The sequence below is a fragment of the Ruegeria sp. D1(2025) genome, assembly GCF_056536425.1.
Genome location: NZ_JBQFPO010000001.1, coordinates 807,892 through 825,844, shown reverse-complemented (window position 1 = coordinate 825,844; position 17,953 = coordinate 807,892). Strand labels below are relative to the sequence as shown.

Genomic DNA, 17,953 nt, shown 5'->3' with positions numbered 1-17,953 from the left:
GGACGCCATGCCCATTCATTCGGAAAACCGCCACCTGCCTTACACCGCTCAGCAGATGTATGATCTGGTTGCCGATGTGGCCAAATATCCGGAATTCCTGCCATGGTGTGCCGCGGCGCGGGTCCGCAAGACCTTTGCTGTTGGAGAAGCGCAGGTGATGGAGGCCGATCTGGTCATCTCTTTCAAAGTCTTTCGCGAGCGTTTTGGTAGCCGCGTGACTTTGTTTGCGGATCAGAAAAGGATCGATACCGAATACCTGGATGGTCCGTTCAAATACATGAAGTCCGACTGGCAGTTCGAGGACGCCCCGGATGGCGGCTGCAATATCGCTTTCCATGTGGACTTCGAATTCAAGAATGCCATCCTGCAAGGCATCATTGGCGTTGTATTCAACGAAGCAATGCAGCGGATCGTGCGCGCGTTCGAAGCCCGGGCCGCCGAACTTTACGGCTAGTGTCCCAATCCTGAGGCTTTACCGGAGACGGGCGCACGCTAGACTGCGCTCATGACTGATTTCACTAACAAGATTGCCGCTTTCGCCGCTGGCCCCGTTTCGACCTCATCCCAGACCCGGATCGTAACATCCCTGTCCGTGCTCGACTGGATCGCGGTAGGGCGGGCGGGCGCGGACGAACCTGTGTCGAAAACCGTCCGCGCAATGGTTCTGGCCGAGGCCGGCCTACAACAGGCCCGCTTGTTCGGCGGCGGTTCGGCGCCCTTGCGCGCGGCCGCGTTGGTCAACGGTGCGGTCTCACATGCGCTGGATTACGACGACACGCATTTTGCCCATATCGGACACCCCTCGGTAGCGGTTTTGCCTGCTGCGTTGGCCTTGGCAGAATGGGACGACCGTATTGTCGTTGACCTTCTTGAGGCCGCGCTGGTCGGTATGGAGGTCTCCATCCGCATCGGGCTGTGGCTGGGACGCGGTCATTATCAAGCTGGGTTTCACCAGACCGCAACGGCGGGCGCGTTTGGCGCGGCCGTTGCCGCCGGGCGGATATTGGGTTTCGAGGCCGGGCAAATGGAAAGAGCCCTGGGGCTTACTGCGACACGCGCCGCCGGGCTTAAGGCGCAGTTTGGAACCATGGGTAAGCCATATAACGCCGGTATGGCATCATCTGCCGGTGTCGAGGCGGCGCTGCTTGTTCAGCGCGGGTTTGAACCGAACTCCACCGCGCTTGAAGGGCAGTACGGGTTTGGCGCCATTCATCATGGGGAGGGCGACATCGTCTCTGCACTCGATGGTTTGGGCGATGAATGGCTGTTCGAGTCCGTCAGCCACAAGTTCCATGCCTGCTGCCACGGGTTGCACGCGGCGCTGGAAGCGGCGCGTGACCTTGACATCGCGGAACCCGAAGTGGCCGAGATCAAGATCAAGACGCACCCGCGCTGGATGAGCGTGTGTAACCAGATGTCGCCGGACACCGGATTGGGTGCCAAGTTTTCCTATCGAACGGTGATTGCGATGCAGGCGCTGGGATTCGATACCGCATTGCCGGAAAGCTATTCGGCCAAAACCTGCGCCGACCCGCGCATCGTGTCCCTGCGAGACCGGATTTCAGTCGATGCCGATGACAGCCTGTCTGAAACGCAAGCGCAGATATCTCTTCTGCGCCGCGATGGCGTTCGTCGTGAGGCGACCCATGATCTGCTGACGCCCATGGCTCTGTCGGACCGCGAAGACCGCGTCCGCGGCAAGGCGGCCAAACTTATCGGACACGAAGACGCGGACGCGATCTGGTCGATGCTGCGCACCGGGGGCCGCGCCCGCGAATTGCCAATCAATCCTGTAGGTTAATCAACCCGCCAGTGCAGCGGGAAGCCCGGGTCGAACACGGTCACAGGGCCATCCCCTGTCTCGATCTTGGACGGGTAGGTCACCGCGTCACCTTTCGTCAGGGTGAGGCTGTCCTCATTCACAGGCAAGCCATAGAATGCCGGACCGTTGAGCGAGGCAAACCCTTCCAGCTTGTCCAGCGCGTCTTCACGCTCGAACATTTCCGCCAGCAGCGACATGGTGTTTGTCGCCGTGAAACACCCGGCGCAGCCGCAGGCCATTTCCTTGTTAGCATCCGTATGCGGCGCGCTGTCCGTGCCCAGGAAATACCGCGCATCGCCCGAGGTCGCTGCGGCTAGCAATGCAAGGCGGTGTTCTTCCCGTTTTGCGACAGGAAGACAATAATAATGAGGTTTGATCCCGCCAACCAGAATGTGGTTGCGATTGATGATCAGGTGATGCGCCGTAATCGTTGCGCCCAGTCCGGCCTCATTCGATTTGACATAATCGACACCGTCTTTCGTCGTAATATGCTCCATCACAACACGCAGTTCGGGCGTCGCCCTACGGATCGGATCCAGAACGCGGTCAATGAACACGGCCTCACGGTCGAAAATATCGATGTCGGCATCGGTTACTTCGCCATGCACACAAAGCGGCAAACCAATGCCGGCCATCCTTTCCAGAACAGGGCGGACCTTGTCGAAATCGCGCACGCCCGAGGCCGAGTTCGTCGTCGCGCCTGCCGGGTACAGCTTGACAGCCTTGATCAGACCGCTGGCATGGGCGGCGGCAAGATCATCCGGGTCCGTATCTTCGGTCAGATACAACGTCATCAACGGCTCGAAACTCATTCCTTCCGGCAGCGCGGCCAGAATACGCTCCCGATAGGCTGCAGCCTGTGCGCCGGTGACAACAGGGGGCACAAGGTTCGGCATGATGATGGCGCGCGCAAAGTGGCGTGCTGTTTCGGGCAGAACGGCGTGCAACATGGCGCCATCGCGCAGATGCAGATGCCAGTCGTCGGGGCGGCGGATCGTGATGCTGTCGGTCATGTGCCCCGGCTAGCACAAGGGTCGCAATCGTGAAAGACCTTGTCGAACCATCTGATCGCAGTAAGTCCAGAAAGATCCGTGGGGTTGACGCAAGACCGGCGCCATGCCCTTGTGTGCGAAAGGAGATTGGCTGATGAACCACCCCCAATCCATTGATGCGGTTCAGAAGATGTTGGGCGCGCAGGGATACGTCTGCGGCCGGTCTCTGGCGACCGTTGTGTTTCTGTCTCTCAAACTGGGTCGCCCGCTGTTTTTGGAAGGCGAGGCCGGGGTCGGCAAAACCGAGATCGCCAAGGCGCTGGCTTCCGGTCTGGGGCGGCGGCTCATCCGGTTGCAGTGCTACGAGGGGCTGGATGCCGCGTCGGCCGTTTACGAGTGGAACTTTCCTGCGCAAATGGTAGCAATCCGGACAGCCGAAGCGGCAGGTGCTGCCGACAGATCCGCCCTGCAGGCCGAACTGTTTTCCAAAGACTACCTCGTGGAACGCCCCTTGCTGCAGGCCATGCAGCCCGATGAAAACGGCGCGCCTGTACTTCTGATTGACGAACTGGACCGGACGGACGAGCCATTCGAAGCCTTTCTGCTGGAAGCTCTCAGTGATTTTCAGGTGACGATCCCGGAGCTTGGTACGATCAAAGCGCCGGAACCTCCAATTGTAATCGTCACGTCGAACCGAACGCGCGAGGTCCACGACGCGCTAAAACGACGGTGCCTGTATCATTGGGTCGACTATCCGGATTTCGACCGTGAAATCGAAATCCTGCATGCCCGCGCGCCCGAGGCCGCCGACGCCCTCAGTCGCGAAATTGTGGCCTTTGTCCAGCATCTGCGGACCGAGGACCTGTTCAAGAAGCCCGGCGTCGCCGAAACGATCGACTGGGCCAAGTGCCTGTTGGCGCTGGATGTCATCAATCTCAGCCCCGAAGTGATCGGCGACACACTGGGCGCAATCCTGAAATATCAGGATGATATCCAGAAACTGCAGGGGTCCGAGGCGAAACGCATTCTGGATCAAGCCAAAGCCTCACTCGAACCGGCGTGATGCTTCATCTTTTCCGAAATACTCCGGGGGTACGGGGGCAGCGCCCCCATGCATTGTGATGGCCGAGCAACTGCCGATCGACATTCCCGATGATCCCAAACTGGCGCAGAATATCACCCATTTTGCCCGCGCTCTGCGCAAGGCCGGGTTGCCGATAGGAACCGGCCGCGTCATTGATGCCATCCGCGCCGTTGAAGCCGCCGGTTTTACCCGCAAGCAGGATTTCTACTGGACCCTCCACGCCTGTTTCGTCAGTCGTCCGGAACACCGCACCGTGTTTGCACAGGTGTTTCGCCTGTATTGGCGGGATCCACGCTATCTCGAACACATGATGTCCATGATGCTGCCGGCCATTCGCGGTGTTCAGGAGGAGCGCAAGGCGGATGCAGCCGAAAAGCGGGCAGCCGAGGCCCTGCTGGATGGTGTCGAAAAGGATCTGCCCGAAGTCGAGGATCAGGGTGAGGAAACCGAACTCGACATTGATGCCTCTCAGACCGCGTCGTCCGAAGAACGACTGCGAAATCTGGATTTCGAACAGATGAGCACCGACGAAATCGCACAGGCCAAACGGATGCTGTCGCGCTTGTCTCTGCCGGTCAAACCCATTGCTTCACGCCGTGGTCAAGTCAGCCATCTGGGTCATCGTATCGACCGGGCCCGAACGTTGCGGGCCGCGATGCGGCAGGGTGGGGACATGCGGGACATCGCCCGGCAACGGCCCAGACCGCGCTGGCCCAACCTTGTCGTTCTTTGCGATATATCGGGCTCGATGAGTCAATACAGCCGGATCATCCTGCATTTTCTGCACACAGTCTCGAATGCGCGCGGCGCGGGCTGGGCCAGGGTTCATGCTTTCACTTTCGGAACCCGACTGACGAATATCACCAGACACCTGCATCAGCGCGATGTCGATGCAGCGCTGGCCGCCGCCGGGGCCGAGGCGCAGGACTGGGAAGGAGGAACCCGTATCGGGGAATGCCTTCACGCTTTCAATCGGGACTGGTCCCGACGGGTCATGGGGCAGGGCGCGGTGGTTCTGCTGATCTCAGACGGGCTGGATCGCGGCGAGCCGGATGCGCTGGAAAAGGAAATTGAGAGGCTGCATCTCTCTGCAAGACGCCTGATCTGGCTGAACCCCCTGCTGCGATGGGATGGCTTTGCACCCAAAGCCAAGGGAATTGCGGCCATGCTGCCCCATGTCGACAGCTTTCGGGCGGGTCATTCCATCGCTTCGCTTGAGGAACTGGCCCAGGTCATATCGCGGACCGACGACAACGGCGAGAAAGCGCGGCTGATGACCGCGCTTTCAGAGCAGTCTTAGCCTAGCTGCTTTTCATTGCACTCTCGTGCCATTTCCATGGCTTTGTAGGTGCCCGTCAGATCGACGGTAAAGGCGAATTCCTTTTCCGGAAAAACGACCATGACCTTCTGTTTGGCCAGATCGTCGGCGAATTGCGGGTTGTCCGACAGGACATAGCCACCGGAATAACCCTTGGTGATGTTCCCTTTCATGCCGGTACCTTCGCCGACATACAGGTTGTCACCCAGCATGATTGCGACCGCACCTTTTTCACCGCGTTTGATATCGGTTTTTTCCTTGGTGAATATGCCGACGTAGCCAACCCCGCGGTCTTCGGTCAGCCCCATCTGAACCACGTTTTCAGCGCTGTCCACGGCTTCAATCAGACAGGACTTCTTTTCCTTGTCCACAAAGACTTTCCAGCCCTCGACTTCTCCATACCGTTCGAATGTATCAGCCCATACAGCAGTCGAGGCCATCAGCCCCAATGCGGTCCCCAGTGAAAGAATACGTTTCAATTTTCTCTCCGATTCAAAAAAAGTGGCAGAACATCAGGCAGGTTGCCAGATGCGGGGTCAGGCTAAAACCTGCGCCCAAAACAATCAATCCTAGGGTTTTTTGAATATGATGAAGCCGTCAGGTTGCCCCAAGGATCCGTTCGTCTTCCAGCAATGGGTTTCTTGCTGACCTCGCCGTAGGGCTGACTTTTCATTGCAGCAAACCTGCCTATGTTGGAACGGGAAACGCCAGGAGGTTTCGATGGATCGATTCGACAATAGCCCGGAGACAGCACTGAACTGGTTCCGCAAGGGCCGTGGCGCGGCCCTGGCGACCGTCGTCGATACCTGGGGCAGTGCACCGCGCCGGGTCGGATCGCAGCTTGTGATCGGGGGAGATGGCCGGATCGAAGGGTCAGTCTCCGGTGGATGTGTCGAGGGCGCCGTGATCGTCGAAGCAATGGAAGCCATCGATGAAGGCGAGGCGCGCCTGCTGGAATTCGGTGTCAGCGACGAGGACGCTTTTGCCGTCGGTCTGGCCTGTGGCGGCACGATACGTGTTCTGGTCGAGCCTGTCGGCACGGTTCTGACGGAAAACATGCTGACCAATCTGGTTGCGGCGCGCGCAGGGCGTGAAGCCGTCGCGTATGAAGTCAATATCGACACAGGGCACCGGGCTTTACGCCGGAACGCGTATCACGAGAGGCTCCGCATGGACCGGTCCGGTTTTGAAGCGGACGGCAAGACCTTTGTGGCTGTCCACAACCCTCCGCTGCGGCTGATCATCGTGGGTGCGGTCCACATTGCGCAGGCGCTTGTGCCAATGGCGCGGATCGCCGGGTATGATCCTGCAATCATTGATCCGCGAGAAGCCTTCGCATCCAGCGCGCGGTTTCCCGGTGAAACCATTCTGACGGAATGGCCAGACGAGGCCGTCGCTCAACTGGGGCTGGATGCGCGGACCGCAGTGGTTTTGCTGACCCACGATCCCAAACTGGATGATCCGGCGTTGCAGGCCGCGTTGCAGGCTGATGTGTTCTATATAGGCGCACTTGGTTCTACACGCACACACGCCAAACGAGTGGACCGGATGAAGCAGGCTGGTTTTACAGATGCGCAGATTGCCAGAATCCACGGTCCGATCGGACTGGATATCGGCGCTGCGGATCCTTCGGAAATAGCGGTTGCCATACTGGCGCAAATGACCGCCGTATTGCGGGGCAAGGCGTGAAATTCGGACCGGTCCAGGTGCCCGAAGCAGAAGGGGCGGTACTTGCGCACTCGGTTCAGGCTGGCACAACCAAACTGCGTAAAGGCGTGATCCTGTCGCGTGAACACCTTGAACAACTGACACAAGCCGGCCATTCCGAGGTTATCGTGGCCCGGCTGGAACCCGGGGATTGCCACGAGGACGAAGCCGCCCGAATGCTGGCCGAGGCTCTGGCGCCAGAACCGGCCGCTGCCGGTCTTCGGGTAACGCAGCCATTTACCGGGCGCGTCAACCTGCTGGCGGACGGGCCCGGCGTCGTGGTTCTGGATACAGTTGCTCTGCGGCAGTTCAATCTGGTCAATCCAATGATAACGGTCGCCACTGTCCCCCAGCACCAGCAGATGGAAGCCGGTGGGATGGTCGCAACGATCAAGGTGATCTCGTATGCGGTTCCCGGCGGTGACGTGTTGCGGGCATCGCGACTGGCCGAGAACTCGATCCGGCTGGCCGTACCCGTCCACCGCACAGCCGGATTGATCGTGACCGACATTCCCGGCGGTCCACCGAATGAAAAGGGTATTGCTTCGATGCGCGGACGTGTCGAAGCGCTTGGGATGGAGTTGAACGATATCCGCATCGTGCCGCATCGAACGCCAGATCTGGCCGAAGCTATTGCAGCCATGCAAGAGGATATCGTGATGATTCTGACAGGGTCTGCGACATCGGACCCCGCCGACGTGGCCCCCGAAGCCGTGCGCTCGGCCGGGGGCCAGGTTGACAGGTTTGGTATGCCAGTCGATCCCGGCAACCTGCTGTTTCTTGGCAGCTTGTCGGATCGTCCCGTCATTGGACTGCCGGGATGTGCGCGTGCGCCTGCCTTGAACGGGGCCGACTGGGTGTTGTGCCGCGTGGCCTGCGGCATCCCGGTCACCAGTTCGGATATCGCCGGGATGGGGGTTGGGGGATTGCTCAAGGAAATTCCGACACGACCGCAGCCCAGGGCCAGAAAGAAGGTGTGACGTAGGGGCATTTTGCCCGGTCGCCATTGCGGGCTAAGCTGTTGTGTTTGGCCAATCCCCCTGTTCGTGCACCTGCCAAAGATTTTTGTTCTCAAACGAAAATTCCCGTGTTTAACTCGGCACAAGCAAAAAAACGAAATGGGAGGAACTTATGACACAGGTCTCAATGACCGTGAACGGAAAACCCGTGAGCGGTGATGTCGAAGGCCGGACCTTGTTGTCCAGCTTTCTGCGCGATCACCTGTCGCTGACCGGGACACATGTTGGTTGCGACACCGCGCAGTGCGGCGCGTGCGTCGTTCACGTGAACGGGGACGCGGTGAAATCCTGCAACATGCTGGCGCTTGAGGCGGACGGTGCCGACGTCGGCACGATTGAGGGGCAGGCCAACCCGGACGGTTCGCTGAACGTGATCCAGCAGGCGTTTCAGGATCACCATGGCCTTCAGTGCGGCTTTTGCACGCCCGGCATGGTGATGAGCGCCGCCGCGCTGCTGAAAGATAACCCGCGTCCGACCGAGGCCGAGATCCGGAAATATCTGGAAGGCAACCTGTGCCGCTGCACCGGGTATCACAACATCGTCAAGGCGATCATGGCCGCATCGGGCCAGGACGTTTCCAGCATCGCCGCCGAATAAAGCGGTCGCAAAGAATTTTCAGCGAAAATTCTTTCCCAGGGAGGAGAACAAGCAATGCCCAAAGACAGTGGCATCGGAGCCAGTTCCAAGCGGCGCGAGGACGTGCGCTTTCTGACCGGAGCGGGCAATTACACCGACGACATCAACGTACGTGGTCAGGCCTATGTACATTTTCTGCGGTCCGACATCGCACATGGCCGGATCAAATCCATAGACACATCTGCGGCGGAAGCCATGCCAGGTGTGGTCAAAGTGTTCACCGGTAAGGACTTCGAGGGCGTGGGCGGGATGCCCTGCGGCTGGGAAGTCACCGACAAACACGGCGCACCCATGCAGGAGCCGCCGCACCCCATTCTGGCGCAGGGCAAAGTGCGTCACGTTGGCGATCCCATCGCCGCCGTTGTGGCCGATAGCCTTGAACAGGCGCGCGACGCGGCCGAGGCAATCGACGTGGATATCGATGAATTGCCAGCCGTCATGGATATGAAGGCCGCAGCGCAAGATGGCGCGACGCTGGTTCATGACGACCTCAAGAACAACATCTGCTATGACTGGCAGCTGGGCGAAGCGGACGACGCCAAGGTCAACGAGGTCTTTGCCAACGCGGCTCATGTGACCTCGCTGGATCTGGTCAACAACCGTCTGGTCGCCAACCCGATGGAGCCGCGCGTGGCCGTGGCCGAGTACAGCCGCGCGACCGAAGAGTATACTCTGTACACGACGTCGCAGAACCCGCACGTGATCCGTCTGCTGATGTGTGCCTTTGTTTTGGGTCTGCCCGAACACAAGGTCCGCGTGGTGGCCCCGGATGTGGGTGGCGGCTTTGGCACCAAGATCTTCCACTATGCCGAAGAAGCGTTCTGTACCTTTGCGGCAAAAGCCTGCGGGCGTCCGGTCAAGTGGACCGCCAGCCGGTCCGAGGCATTCATGTCGGATGCGCAGGGTCGGGATCACGTCAGCAAGATCGAGCTGGCGCTGGATGCGGACAATAATTTTGTCGGCCTGCGGACCAACACCTATGCCAATCTGGGCGCGTATCTGTCGACCTTCTCCAGCTCGGTTCCGACCTGGCTGCACGGCACACTGATGGCGGGCAACTACAAGACGCCGGTCATTCAGGTAAACGTGAAAGCGATGTTCACCAACACGGTGCCGGTGGATGCCTATCGCGGTGCAGGCCGCCCCGAGGCGACCTTCCAGTTGGAGCGCGTCGTGGACAAGGCCGCACGTGAGCTGGGCGTCGATCCGATTGCACTGCGCCGTCAGAACTTCATCACTCAGTTCCCCTATGACACGCCGGTGGCGCTGACTTATGACACTGGAAACTACAACGGGACGATGGACAAGCTTGAGGCTGCTGCCGATTTGGCGGGCTTTGCTGCACGTCGGTCGGCGAGTGAGGCCAAAGGCAAGCTACGCGGTCTTGGGATCAACTGCTATATCGAGGCCTGTGGCATCGCGCCCTCTAACATCGTTGGGATGCTGGGGGCCCGCGCGGGTCTCTATGACGCTGCGACGGTGCGCGTGAACGCGACTGGGTCGATCAGCGTCATGGTCGGTGCGCACAGCCACGGGCAGGGGCATGAAACCGCCTTCCCGCAGGTGGTGGCGGACATGATCGGCATCGACGAGTCGATGGTCGAGATCGTGCATGGGGATACGTCCAAGATCCCGTTCGGGATGGGCACTTACGGCTCTCGTTCGCTGGCGGTCTGTGGGTCGGCCATGGTCAAGGCGACCGAGAAGGTGATCGATAAGGCGAAAAAGATCGCTGCACATCTGCTTGAAGCGTCCGAGGCCGATATCGAGCTGAAGGATGGTCAGTTCAGTGTCGCGGGCACCGATAAATCGGTTGCCTGGGGGGATGTGACCCTGACGGCATATGTCCCGCACAACTATCCGCTGGAGGTCGAGCCGGGGCTTGAGGAAACCGCCTTCTATGACCCTGCCAATTTCACCTTCCCGGCAGGTGCTTATGCCTGTGAGGTCGAGGTTGATCCGGACACCGGTCAGGTCAGCATCGAGAAATTCACGGCCGCGGATGATTTTGGCAATATCGTCAATCCGATGATCGTTGACGGCCAGGTCCATGGCGGTATCGGTCAGGGCATCGGTCAGGCCCTGCTGGAGAACTGCGCCTATGACGAGAATGGCCAGTTGCTGAGTGCGTCCTTCATGGATTACGCCATGCCGCGTGCCGATGATGTGCCATTCTATGGTGTCGACCATTCCAGCCAGACGCCGTGCACGCATAACCCATTGGGTGTGAAGGGCTGTGGCGAAGCGGGCGCGATCGGATCGCCGCCGGCAGTTGTCAATGCGGTGCTGGATGCGCTGAATTCGGGCGGCAAGGCGGTGGACCACATCGATATGCCGGTCAGCCCGTCGCGCGTCTGGGCAGCTATGAACGGCTGAGTTGAGAGGGTGGACCGGGGGCCAGCCCCCGGACCCCCGGAGTATTTCCAAAAAGATGAAGGGCCGGGAAACACCCTTCGGAAAGGAAAAGCGAAATGTACAGTTTCGAGTTTGAAAAACCCTCGACCTTAGCCGATGCGGTTGCCGCGTTGGCGGCCGAGGATGCACAAGCGTTGGGAGGAGGGCAGACCCTTATCCCGACGCTGAAACAGCGACTGGCGGCGCCGTCATCCCTGGTATCCCTGAGCGGAATTGCCGAGATGAAGGGTGTTTGCATTGAAGACGATGGCTCGGTTGCGATCGGTGGGGCGACGACTCATGCCTCGGTGGCGCGTGATGCGGCGGGGTCGTACCCGGCACTGGCGGCGCTGGCTGGTCAGATCGGCGATCCGGCAGTGCGAAACCGCGGTACAATTGGCGGGTCGGTGGCAAACAATGATCCTGCAGCCTGTTATCCTGCGGGTGTTCTGGGATCAGGTGCGACCATCGTTACCAATACACGCCAGATTGCGGCAGATGACTTTTTTCAGGGCATGTTCACCACTGCGCTGGATGAGGGTGAAATCATTACGTCTGTCCGCTTTCCGGTGCCACAGGCGGCGAGTTACCAGAAGTTTCTGCAACCGGCGTCGCGTTTTGCGTTGGTGGGTGTGTTTCTTGCCCGTTTCGCTGACGGTGTTCGGATTGCCGTAACCGGGGCCAGCGAAGATGGCGTGTTTCGATGGGGTGAGGCTGAGCAGGCCCTGAACAAAGAGTTCCGGCCGGATGCGTTGATGGATCTGAGGGTCAATCCCGCGAACATGATTGGGGACTTGCATGGCAGCAAGGAGTATCGCGCACATCTGGTCAACGTGATGACCAGACGGGCTGTCGAAGCGACGATGTAAACAGCGCTATGAACAGGGGCAACCCCCGGATTTACCGGGGGTTGATCTTTTGACGCACTCTGGGCGGCTTTGAAGGGCGCCAGTACGCGCCGGTTTCCTCACGAGCCTTCTGATATTCTTCCACGCGAATTCGTGCGGCGTCGCCGCCGGCGTCAAAGAGATGACCAAGCAAGCATTCCAGAACGGCCATTGCGCCCGAAAAGCTTGAGAAGTGGTGCAGGGATCGGGTGCTGACTGCCAGTACAACGTCGGGTTTGACGCCCGGGGCGATGACGTCACTGTCCGACAAAAGTATGATCTTCATTCCCATGTCGCGGGCATACCGCATGGCCTGAATCGTGTCCGCTGAATAAGGCTGGGCCGTGATTGCGAACAGACAATCCTGCGTGTCCCCTTCGATCAGATCATCAATCGCGGAGCCCATTTGCCGAGGGATAAGCTGCATTCCGGGTTGTGCCATGCGTCCGGCGTAGCAAAAATACGAGGCCAGTGCATGGCTGGCCCGTGTGGCCGTCACAAAGCAACGCTTTGCATTGGATATGATATCCGTGGCCATCTGCATTTTCTTGGGGTCTATCTGCCGCAACGAGCGGGTGACGACGTTCAACTCATTCCGTGCGAATTGGGATTGAGCCGTAGCGAATTGCCCTTCTTGTCTGAGGCTGGACAGCCAGTCCTGTCCCAGCTGTTCCTCTCGGTCTGTGGCCAGAGCGTGCCGAAATGGCTGACGAAAGGCGTCAAACCCGTCAAAGCCCAGCCTCTGTGCCAATCGGACCAGAACGTTGGAACTGACGCCGATCTTTTGGGCGGTAACTCGAACCGGGTCGATACCGAAATCTGCCGGATGATCGATAATGTATTTTGCGGCTGCCTGAAGCTGTGTCGGCAGGTCATCGATGGTGCGGCGAAGGCGGCTGGTCAGTTGGGTTGGAGATTCCGGCATGTTCCTAGAAAAACATATGTTATGAAAATGGCAAGTTGAAAACACGCGGTCGGCAAGTAAATGGGGTGCAGGAATGCGGCTGGGGTTGGAGCAGGGAATGCAACGTCCGGAAAATGAATCATCCAGACCTTACGTAATGGTCGCGCCCAATGGCGCGCGGCGTAGTCACATTGATCATCCGAAGCTGCCTGTTTCGCTGGATGAAATATTGGCGACGGCCCAATCGTGTTTTGATGCCGGTGCACAGGGGCTGCATTTGCATGTCCGTGACGACCAAGGTGCCCATTCTTTGGATGCTGGGCGATACCGAGAAGCGATTGCCGAGTTGAGCCGCACTGTGCCGGAGATGGACATTCAGATCACAACCGAGGCCGCGGGCGTTTTTGATGTCGCGGCGCAGTTTGAATGTGTGAAGCAGGTCAACCCTGGCTGGGCTTCGATTTCCGTCCGTGAAACTGCCCGCGCGCCGGAGCTTGCGGCACGGCTATATGGACTTTGTGCGGAACAGGGTACACGGGTTCAGCACATCCTTTATGATGCAGAAGATGCCGCTTTGCTGGATCAGTGGCGGGACAAAGGGATTGTGCGACAAGAGCAGGCGGATCGCCTGCTGGTTCTGGGCCGCTACACAACAGGTGGAGAATCGACACCTGAAGATATTGATGGTTTCCCGCAAAATCCGGCGCCGTGGATGATCTGCGCCTTTGGGAAGCAGGAACATATGTGCCTTGCCGAAGCCGCAAAGCGAGGCGGTGATGTGCGGGTTGGTTTCGAAAACAGCCTGACCGACGCACAAGGTCGAACATGGACAGACAATGCGGCATCGGTAGCAGCGCTGGTCGCAAAAATTGAGAGGATTTTGATATGAGCCATGTATTTCCACGTCACACCAAGGCCGAACTGCCGGTCGCAGCAGGCGGTGACGGATGTTACCTGATTGACGCTGACGGGCGGCGCTATCTGGATTGCGGGGATGCGGCGGTTTCCTGTCTGGGGCACTCCAACCCGGCCGTGATCAAGGCGGTACAGGAACAGGTTGAAAAGATCGCCTTTGCCCATACAGGCTTCATGACCTCGGAACCGGCAGAGGAATTGGCGGATTTGCTGATCGAACACGCGCCGGGTGATCTGGACCGGGTGTACTTCGTTTCCGGGGGGTCTGAGGCCACCGAAGCCGCGATCAAGCTGGCGCGCCAGTATTATCTTGAAATCGGTCAGCCGGAACGCCGGCATGTGATCGCTAGACGGCAGAGCTATCACGGCAACACTCTGGGTGCGTTGTCGGCAGGTGGAAACGCGTGGCGGCGGGCGCAGTTCGCGCCGATGCTGATCGAGATGACCCATATCGCGCCCTGTTTCGAATACGCTGAAAAGCCCGATGGCGAGAGTAGCTTTGACTATGGTCAGCGCGTCGCCAATGAGTTGGAAACCGAGATTCTGCGGCTTGGTCCCGATACCGTGATGGCTTTCATGGCAGAACCGGTTGTTGGCGCGACATTGGGGGCAGTTCCGGCGGTTGAGGGGTATTTCAAACGCATTCGCGAGATCTGCGACAAGTACGGCGTGTTGTTGATTCTGGACGAAGTGATGTGTGGCATGGGCCGGACAGGGCATCTGTTTGCCTGCAACCACGATGGTGTGGCGCCGGACATCCTGTGCATCGCCAAGGGTTTGGGCGCGGGGTATCAGCCGATCGGTGCGATGCTGTGTTCCGGTGCAATTTATGATGCGATCCGGGATGGGTCCGGGTTCTTTCAGCATGGACACACCTATATCGGGCACCCGGTTGCGACGGCTGCTGCCTTGGCTGTTGTAAGGGAGCTGACTAACCGCGATTTGCCGACCCGAGCTGGCGTGATGGGTGAAAAGCTGCAATCAGCGCTTGAGGCTGCGTTTGGACAGCATCCGAATATTGGCGATATCCGCGGCCGGGGGTTGTTCCGCGGGGTGGAACTGGTGGCTGATCGGGAAAGCCGTACGCCTTTTGACCCTGCGCTGGGTGTCGCGGGAAAGATCAAGAAGGCCGCTTTGGCCGAAGGGCTGATCTGTTACCCAATGTCCGGAACGCGCGACGGTAGGAAAGGTGACCACGTCCTGCTGGCACCACCCTTTATCATCGAGGACGAGCAGATTGATGAACTGGTCGCAAAACTAAGCAAAGCCATCCAGGTTTCGCTGCCGGCCTGATCAAGTCAGAGAATTCTCAGAGGGCCGTGCCTTCCATGGCTCTCTGGTAATGCGCATTGAACGCCATGATCGGGTGTTCTGATTGCGATGAACACGCGTCATCGACCACCAGTGCCCCAAACCCGATCGCGCCACTTTCCAACCCTTTTTGAACCGAATCCACAATCGGTCCATCTTCGGCAAAGGTGGTGTTGCGGTGTTGCAGGATGATCTCTTGTTCAACGGCGTTCTGTTCGGATTCGGGCAGCCACCAGTCAACTTCGATCTTTGTTTTGTTCACACTGACCGGGGTCCAGCGATAGGTGTTAACGATCCCGCCGGGGTAAACTTGCAGGGCAAAAAGCGGAAAGAACCACCATGTCAGGAACTTGTCCGTGCGCGCCTCGGGGTCGGCGACATAGCTGTAGGATTTCTGACTGTCCGGGCGGGCCGGGCTGGCATGGCGAATGCCGTAATCATGGCCGCGTGTCCGGTATTGATCCGGATCGACCACACCAGTTGTCAGAGTCTTGTGAACCACAGCGCAGTGATAGCATTCGTTGAAATTCTCGGCGACCACTTTCCAGTTCGCGCTGGCCAACCGTTCCGTCCGGTCCGCGCGTTTATAGGTGGGAAGGTTGGGCGCGTATTCAGCGATTTCGCCAAGCGCGCTTTCGGCTAGTTCGGCCATTGGCCGGGCGTCCGGGTCCAGGTTCAGCAGAATCAGCCCGAAGAACAGTTCAACCTGAACCGGGCGCAGCTGGTACCGGCTTTTGTCAAAGCCCGGAAACGCGGTGGCATTCGGCGCGGCACGCAATTGTCCGGTCGTGTCATAGGTCCATGCGTGATAGGGGCACGTCATCTTTTTGGTGCAACCCTTGCCATTCAGCAATTCATGGCCGCGATGAACGCAGACGTTGTAAAAGGCGCGGATTTCGCCGTCCTGGCCCCGAATCACGATCACTGAGACGCCGCTGATGTCTTCGACAACATAGTTACCGAAGTTGGGGATGTCGGTCACATGGCCTACCAAATGCCAGGACCGCCTGAATATCCGGGTGCGTTCCTGGGAAAAAACAGCCTCATCGCAATAGGTCTGCGTCGGCAGCGATTGATAAACGCCGCCCGCGAATGACATTTCACCCATCTTTACCTCCCCTTTATCCGGCATCTCACGCTTAACCGCATTGCGATTCCGCGCATTCCAGTTTTCGCCAGCGCGCCGTCGAAATCAGAGTGCCTGAAATCGACCCATGGTCGCTTTCAGACCTCTAAGATGTGCGGACGGGGACAGGTGTATACAAATCGCGAGGATTGAATTTTTGGTGAACAAAAAAACCCTGCCAGAGCAACTCTGACAGGGTTCGGAATTGGTTATTTGCAAGGCTTATTTCTGCGGAAGCGGGCCGATCATCATGATCATCTGACGGCCTTCCATCTTCGGCATGTTCTCGACCTTGCCGATTTCCTTGATGTCTTCGGCAACACGCTCCAACAGTTCGCGACCCAGGTTCTGGTGCGCCATCTCACGGCCACGGAAGCGCAGGGTGACTTTGACCTTGTCGCCCTTTTCCAGAAACTTGACGACGTTCTTCATCTTGACGTCGTAATCATGCGTGTCGGTGTTGGGCCGGAACTTGACCTCTTTCACCTCGATGATTTTCTGCTTCTTGCGGGCTTCGCTTTCGCGTTTCTGCTGTTCGTACTTGAACTTGCCGAAATCCATGATTTTGCAAACCGGAGGATTGGCATTGGGAGAGATCTCGACCAGATCAAGTCCGGCATCAGCGGCCATCTGCATAGCTTTGGCGGGATGAACCACCCCTACGTTATCACCGTCAGCGCCGATCAGGCGGATTTCAGGGGCACGGATCTTTTCATTGACGCGCGGTCCGGTGTCTCTCTGCGGCGGCGCGTTGTGGGGTCTGCGGGCTATGGGTTCATTCCTTTGATGATTGCAGAATTTCGAGACCGGAATTTAGACCGGTGCGAAAGGCGTTTCAAGCAGCATAAAGGCCGGAAAACACGAAAAACCCGCCTTTGTTGGCGGGATTGAGCTGGCCGGGTTGTCAATTACCCGGCCAGCTCCAAAGATCAGCCGACAAAGGCTTTTTCGATGACGAATTCCTTGGGGTCGGAATTTGCGCCTTCGCGCAGTCCGAACTCTTCCAGAATTTCCTTGATATCCAGGTTGAATGCCAGGCTGCCGCAAACCATCGCGCGGTCGGTTTCGGGTTTGATTCCGCCATCGATGCCCAGATCGGCAAATACGGTGCCGTCTTTCAGCAGGTTGGTGATGCGGCCCATCTTGGGGCTCTCTTCCCGGGTGGTGGTCGGGTAGTAGCGGATCTTGTCTGCAAAACCTTCGCCGATCAGTTCGGCCAGCAGTTCGTCCTGGCGGATGCTTTCGATCAGCTGGCGGCCGTACTCCAGTTCAGCCACTTCACGGCAGGTGTGCGTGATGATGACTTCATCATAATCCTCATAGGTCTGCGGCTCGCGCAGCAGCGAAGCGAAGGGTGCGAAACCGGTACCGGTGGCAAAGAACCACAGGCGTTTGCCGGGCAGCAGCGCGTCGTGCACCAGGGTACCAACGGGCTTGGGGCGAAGGATGATCTGGTCGCCGGGTTTGATGTGTTGCAGCTTCGAGGTCAGCGGACCGTCCTGCACCTTGATCGAGTAGAACTCGAGTTCCTCGTCCCACGAAGGCGAGGCGATGGAATAGGCGCGCAGCAGCGGCTTTCCGTTATCGCCCAACAACCCGATCATCACGAATTCGCCCGAACGGAACCGCAGCGAGGCAGGGCGCGACACCTTGAAAGAAAACAGGCTGTCGGTCCAGTGTTTCACGTCAATTACAGTTTGCGCGTCCGGCAGGACGGGGGCCTTTACGGCAGTTACTTCGCTCACGGGCTTCATCTCTGTCATCGTTTATCTGCCGGTCTGCTAAACCGACATCTCCGTTTAATCGTTGATCCAAGTCAGGAAAAGGGGACAGATTG

17 protein-coding genes are annotated in these 17,953 nt (G+C 58.7%); 11 read left to right on the top strand and 6 right to left on the bottom strand.

The genetic code is table 11. The features are described 5' to 3' along the window. Nucleotides 1-7 precede the first annotated feature (7 nt). Together ACR1XU_RS04215 and ACR1XU_RS04210 are read left to right on the top strand one after the other, a co-directional pair. Nucleotides 8-454, top strand: coding sequence for a type II toxin-antitoxin system RatA family toxin (locus ACR1XU_RS04215; protein WP_170616917.1), 447 nt, complete (start codon nt 8-10; stop codon nt 452-454). 51 nt (nt 455-505) lie between these two features. Next, nucleotides 506-1,801, top strand: coding sequence for an MmgE/PrpD family protein (locus ACR1XU_RS04210; RefSeq protein WP_480915585.1), 1,296 nt, complete (start codon nt 506-508; stop codon nt 1,799-1,801). Here ACR1XU_RS04210 and pyrC read toward each other — a convergent pair. Continuing rightward, a complete protein-coding gene (gene pyrC / locus ACR1XU_RS04205) occupies nt 1,798-2,835 on the bottom strand; it encodes a dihydroorotase (protein ID WP_480909606.1) in 1,038 nt (345 codons plus the stop codon). The genes ACR1XU_RS04210 and pyrC overlap by 4 nt on opposite strands. Nucleotides 2,836-2,968: 133 nt before the next feature. Between pyrC and ACR1XU_RS04200 the strand changes: the two genes are divergently transcribed. Next, nucleotides 2,969-3,877 (top strand): AAA family ATPase, encoded by a 909-nt coding sequence (locus tag ACR1XU_RS04200; protein WP_170616755.1) that lies wholly within the window; start codon nt 2,969-2,971, stop codon nt 3,875-3,877. Nucleotides 3,878-3,935: 58 nt separating this feature from the next. Continuing rightward, nucleotides 3,936-5,198 (top strand): vWA domain-containing protein, encoded by a 1,263-nt coding sequence (locus ACR1XU_RS04195; RefSeq protein WP_480811482.1) that lies wholly within the window; start codon nt 3,936-3,938, stop codon nt 5,196-5,198. Here ACR1XU_RS04195 and ACR1XU_RS04190 read toward each other — a convergent pair. Continuing rightward, a complete protein-coding gene (locus tag ACR1XU_RS04190; RefSeq protein WP_170616759.1) occupies nt 5,195-5,695 on the bottom strand; it encodes a hypothetical protein in 501 nt (166 codons plus the stop codon). The genes ACR1XU_RS04195 and ACR1XU_RS04190 overlap by 4 nt on opposite strands. A gap of 241 nt (nt 5,696-5,936) precedes the next feature. On the opposite strand from ACR1XU_RS04190, the gene ACR1XU_RS04185 reads away from it, so the two are divergent. The 5 genes from ACR1XU_RS04185 (at nt 5,937) to ACR1XU_RS04165 (ending at nt 11,842) form a co-directional block, all read left to right on the top strand. Beyond that, nucleotides 5,937-6,905 carry an XdhC family protein gene (locus ACR1XU_RS04185; protein WP_480909609.1) on the top strand — a complete coding sequence of 323 codons (969 nt, stop codon included), beginning with the start codon at nt 5,937-5,939 and terminating at the stop codon, nt 6,903-6,905. After that, nucleotides 6,902-7,903: a molybdopterin-binding protein gene (locus ACR1XU_RS04180; RefSeq protein WP_480915584.1), complete on the top strand. Its 1,002-nt coding sequence runs from the start codon at nt 6,902-6,904 to the stop codon at nt 7,901-7,903. Before ACR1XU_RS04185 ends, ACR1XU_RS04180 begins: the two co-directional genes overlap by 4 nt. 151 nt (nt 7,904-8,054) lie before the next feature. Beyond that, nucleotides 8,055-8,540 carry a (2Fe-2S)-binding protein gene (locus ACR1XU_RS04175; protein ID WP_170806253.1) on the top strand — a complete coding sequence of 162 codons (486 nt, stop codon included), beginning with the start codon at nt 8,055-8,057 and terminating at the stop codon, nt 8,538-8,540. A 54-nt stretch (nt 8,541-8,594) separates the two neighbouring features. Beyond that, a complete protein-coding gene (locus ACR1XU_RS04170; protein WP_170806254.1) occupies nt 8,595-10,955 on the top strand; it encodes a xanthine dehydrogenase family protein molybdopterin-binding subunit in 2,361 nt (786 codons plus the stop codon). A 95-nt stretch (nt 10,956-11,050) separates the two neighbouring features. After that, nucleotides 11,051-11,842 carry an FAD binding domain-containing protein gene (locus tag ACR1XU_RS04165; protein WP_480906452.1) on the top strand — a complete coding sequence of 264 codons (792 nt, stop codon included), beginning with the start codon at nt 11,051-11,053 and terminating at the stop codon, nt 11,840-11,842. 31 nt (nt 11,843-11,873) lie between these two features. Here the strand turns inward: ACR1XU_RS04165 and ACR1XU_RS04160 are convergent, their stop codons facing one another. Further along, complete coding sequence (locus ACR1XU_RS04160) at nt 11,874-12,785, bottom strand: MurR/RpiR family transcriptional regulator (protein ID WP_480906449.1); 912 nt, start codon at nt 12,783-12,785, stop codon at nt 11,874-11,876. A gap of 97 nt (nt 12,786-12,882) precedes the next feature. Between ACR1XU_RS04160 and ACR1XU_RS04155 the strand changes: the two genes are divergently transcribed. Continuing rightward, nucleotides 12,883-13,653 (top strand): beta-keto acid cleavage family enzyme, encoded by a 771-nt coding sequence (locus tag ACR1XU_RS04155; RefSeq protein ID WP_480906446.1) that lies wholly within the window; start codon nt 12,883-12,885, stop codon nt 13,651-13,653. Then, entirely contained in the window at nt 13,650-14,972 is a 1,323-nt protein-coding gene (locus tag ACR1XU_RS04150) for an aspartate aminotransferase family protein (protein ID WP_170616773.1), read from the top strand. Before ACR1XU_RS04155 ends, ACR1XU_RS04150 begins: the two co-directional genes overlap by 4 nt. A gap of 16 nt (nt 14,973-14,988) precedes the next feature. On the opposite strand, the gene ACR1XU_RS04145 is transcribed toward ACR1XU_RS04150, so the two are convergent. The 3 genes from ACR1XU_RS04145 to ACR1XU_RS04135 all read right to left on the bottom strand — a co-directional run bounded on the left by ACR1XU_RS04145 (nt 14,989) and on the right by ACR1XU_RS04135 (nt 17,879). Beyond that, nucleotides 14,989-16,098 carry an aromatic ring-hydroxylating oxygenase subunit alpha gene (locus ACR1XU_RS04145; RefSeq protein WP_480906443.1) on the bottom strand — a complete coding sequence of 370 codons (1,110 nt, stop codon included), beginning with the start codon at nt 16,096-16,098 and terminating at the stop codon, nt 14,989-14,991. A 240-nt stretch (nt 16,099-16,338) separates the two neighbouring features. Further along, nucleotides 16,339-16,800 (bottom strand): translation initiation factor IF-3, encoded by a 462-nt coding sequence (gene infC, locus ACR1XU_RS04140; RefSeq protein ID WP_321254933.1) that lies wholly within the window; start codon nt 16,798-16,800, stop codon nt 16,339-16,341. Nucleotides 16,801-17,045: 245 nt separating this feature from the next. Continuing rightward, entirely contained in the window at nt 17,046-17,879 is an 834-nt protein-coding gene (locus ACR1XU_RS04135) for a ferredoxin--NADP reductase (protein ID WP_170616777.1), read from the bottom strand. Nucleotides 17,880-17,953 lie beyond the last annotated feature (74 nt).

Coding starts and splice junctions, on each gene's coding strand:
- ACR1XU_RS04165 (WP_480906452.1), top strand. CDS start 11,051: ATGTACAGTTTCGAGTTTGAAAAACCCTCGACCTTAGCCGATGCGGTT.
- pyrC (WP_480909606.1), bottom strand. CDS start 2,835: ATGACCGACAGCATCACGATCCGCCGCCCCGACGACTGGCATCTGCAT.
- ACR1XU_RS04200 (WP_170616755.1), top strand. CDS start 2,969: ATGAACCACCCCCAATCCATTGATGCGGTTCAGAAGATGTTGGGCGCG.
- ACR1XU_RS04215 (WP_170616917.1), top strand. CDS start 8: ATGCCCATTCATTCGGAAAACCGCCACCTGCCTTACACCGCTCAGCAG.
- ACR1XU_RS04170 (WP_170806254.1), top strand. CDS start 8,595: ATGCCCAAAGACAGTGGCATCGGAGCCAGTTCCAAGCGGCGCGAGGAC.
- ACR1XU_RS04155 (WP_480906446.1), top strand. CDS start 12,883: ATGCAACGTCCGGAAAATGAATCATCCAGACCTTACGTAATGGTCGCG.
- ACR1XU_RS04145 (WP_480906443.1), bottom strand. CDS start 16,098: ATGGGTGAAATGTCATTCGCGGGCGGCGTTTATCAATCGCTGCCGACG.
- ACR1XU_RS04210 (WP_480915585.1), top strand. CDS start 506: ATGACTGATTTCACTAACAAGATTGCCGCTTTCGCCGCTGGCCCCGTT.
- ACR1XU_RS04135 (WP_170616777.1), bottom strand. CDS start 17,879: ATGACAGAGATGAAGCCCGTGAGCGAAGTAACTGCCGTAAAGGCCCCC.
- ACR1XU_RS04185 (WP_480909609.1), top strand. CDS start 5,937: ATGGATCGATTCGACAATAGCCCGGAGACAGCACTGAACTGGTTCCGC.
- ACR1XU_RS04160 (WP_480906449.1), bottom strand. CDS start 12,785: ATGCCGGAATCTCCAACCCAACTGACCAGCCGCCTTCGCCGCACCATC.
- ACR1XU_RS04150 (WP_170616773.1), top strand. CDS start 13,650: ATGAGCCATGTATTTCCACGTCACACCAAGGCCGAACTGCCGGTCGCA.
- ACR1XU_RS04175 (WP_170806253.1), top strand. CDS start 8,055: ATGACACAGGTCTCAATGACCGTGAACGGAAAACCCGTGAGCGGTGAT.
- ACR1XU_RS04195 (WP_480811482.1), top strand. CDS start 3,936: ATGGCCGAGCAACTGCCGATCGACATTCCCGATGATCCCAAACTGGCG.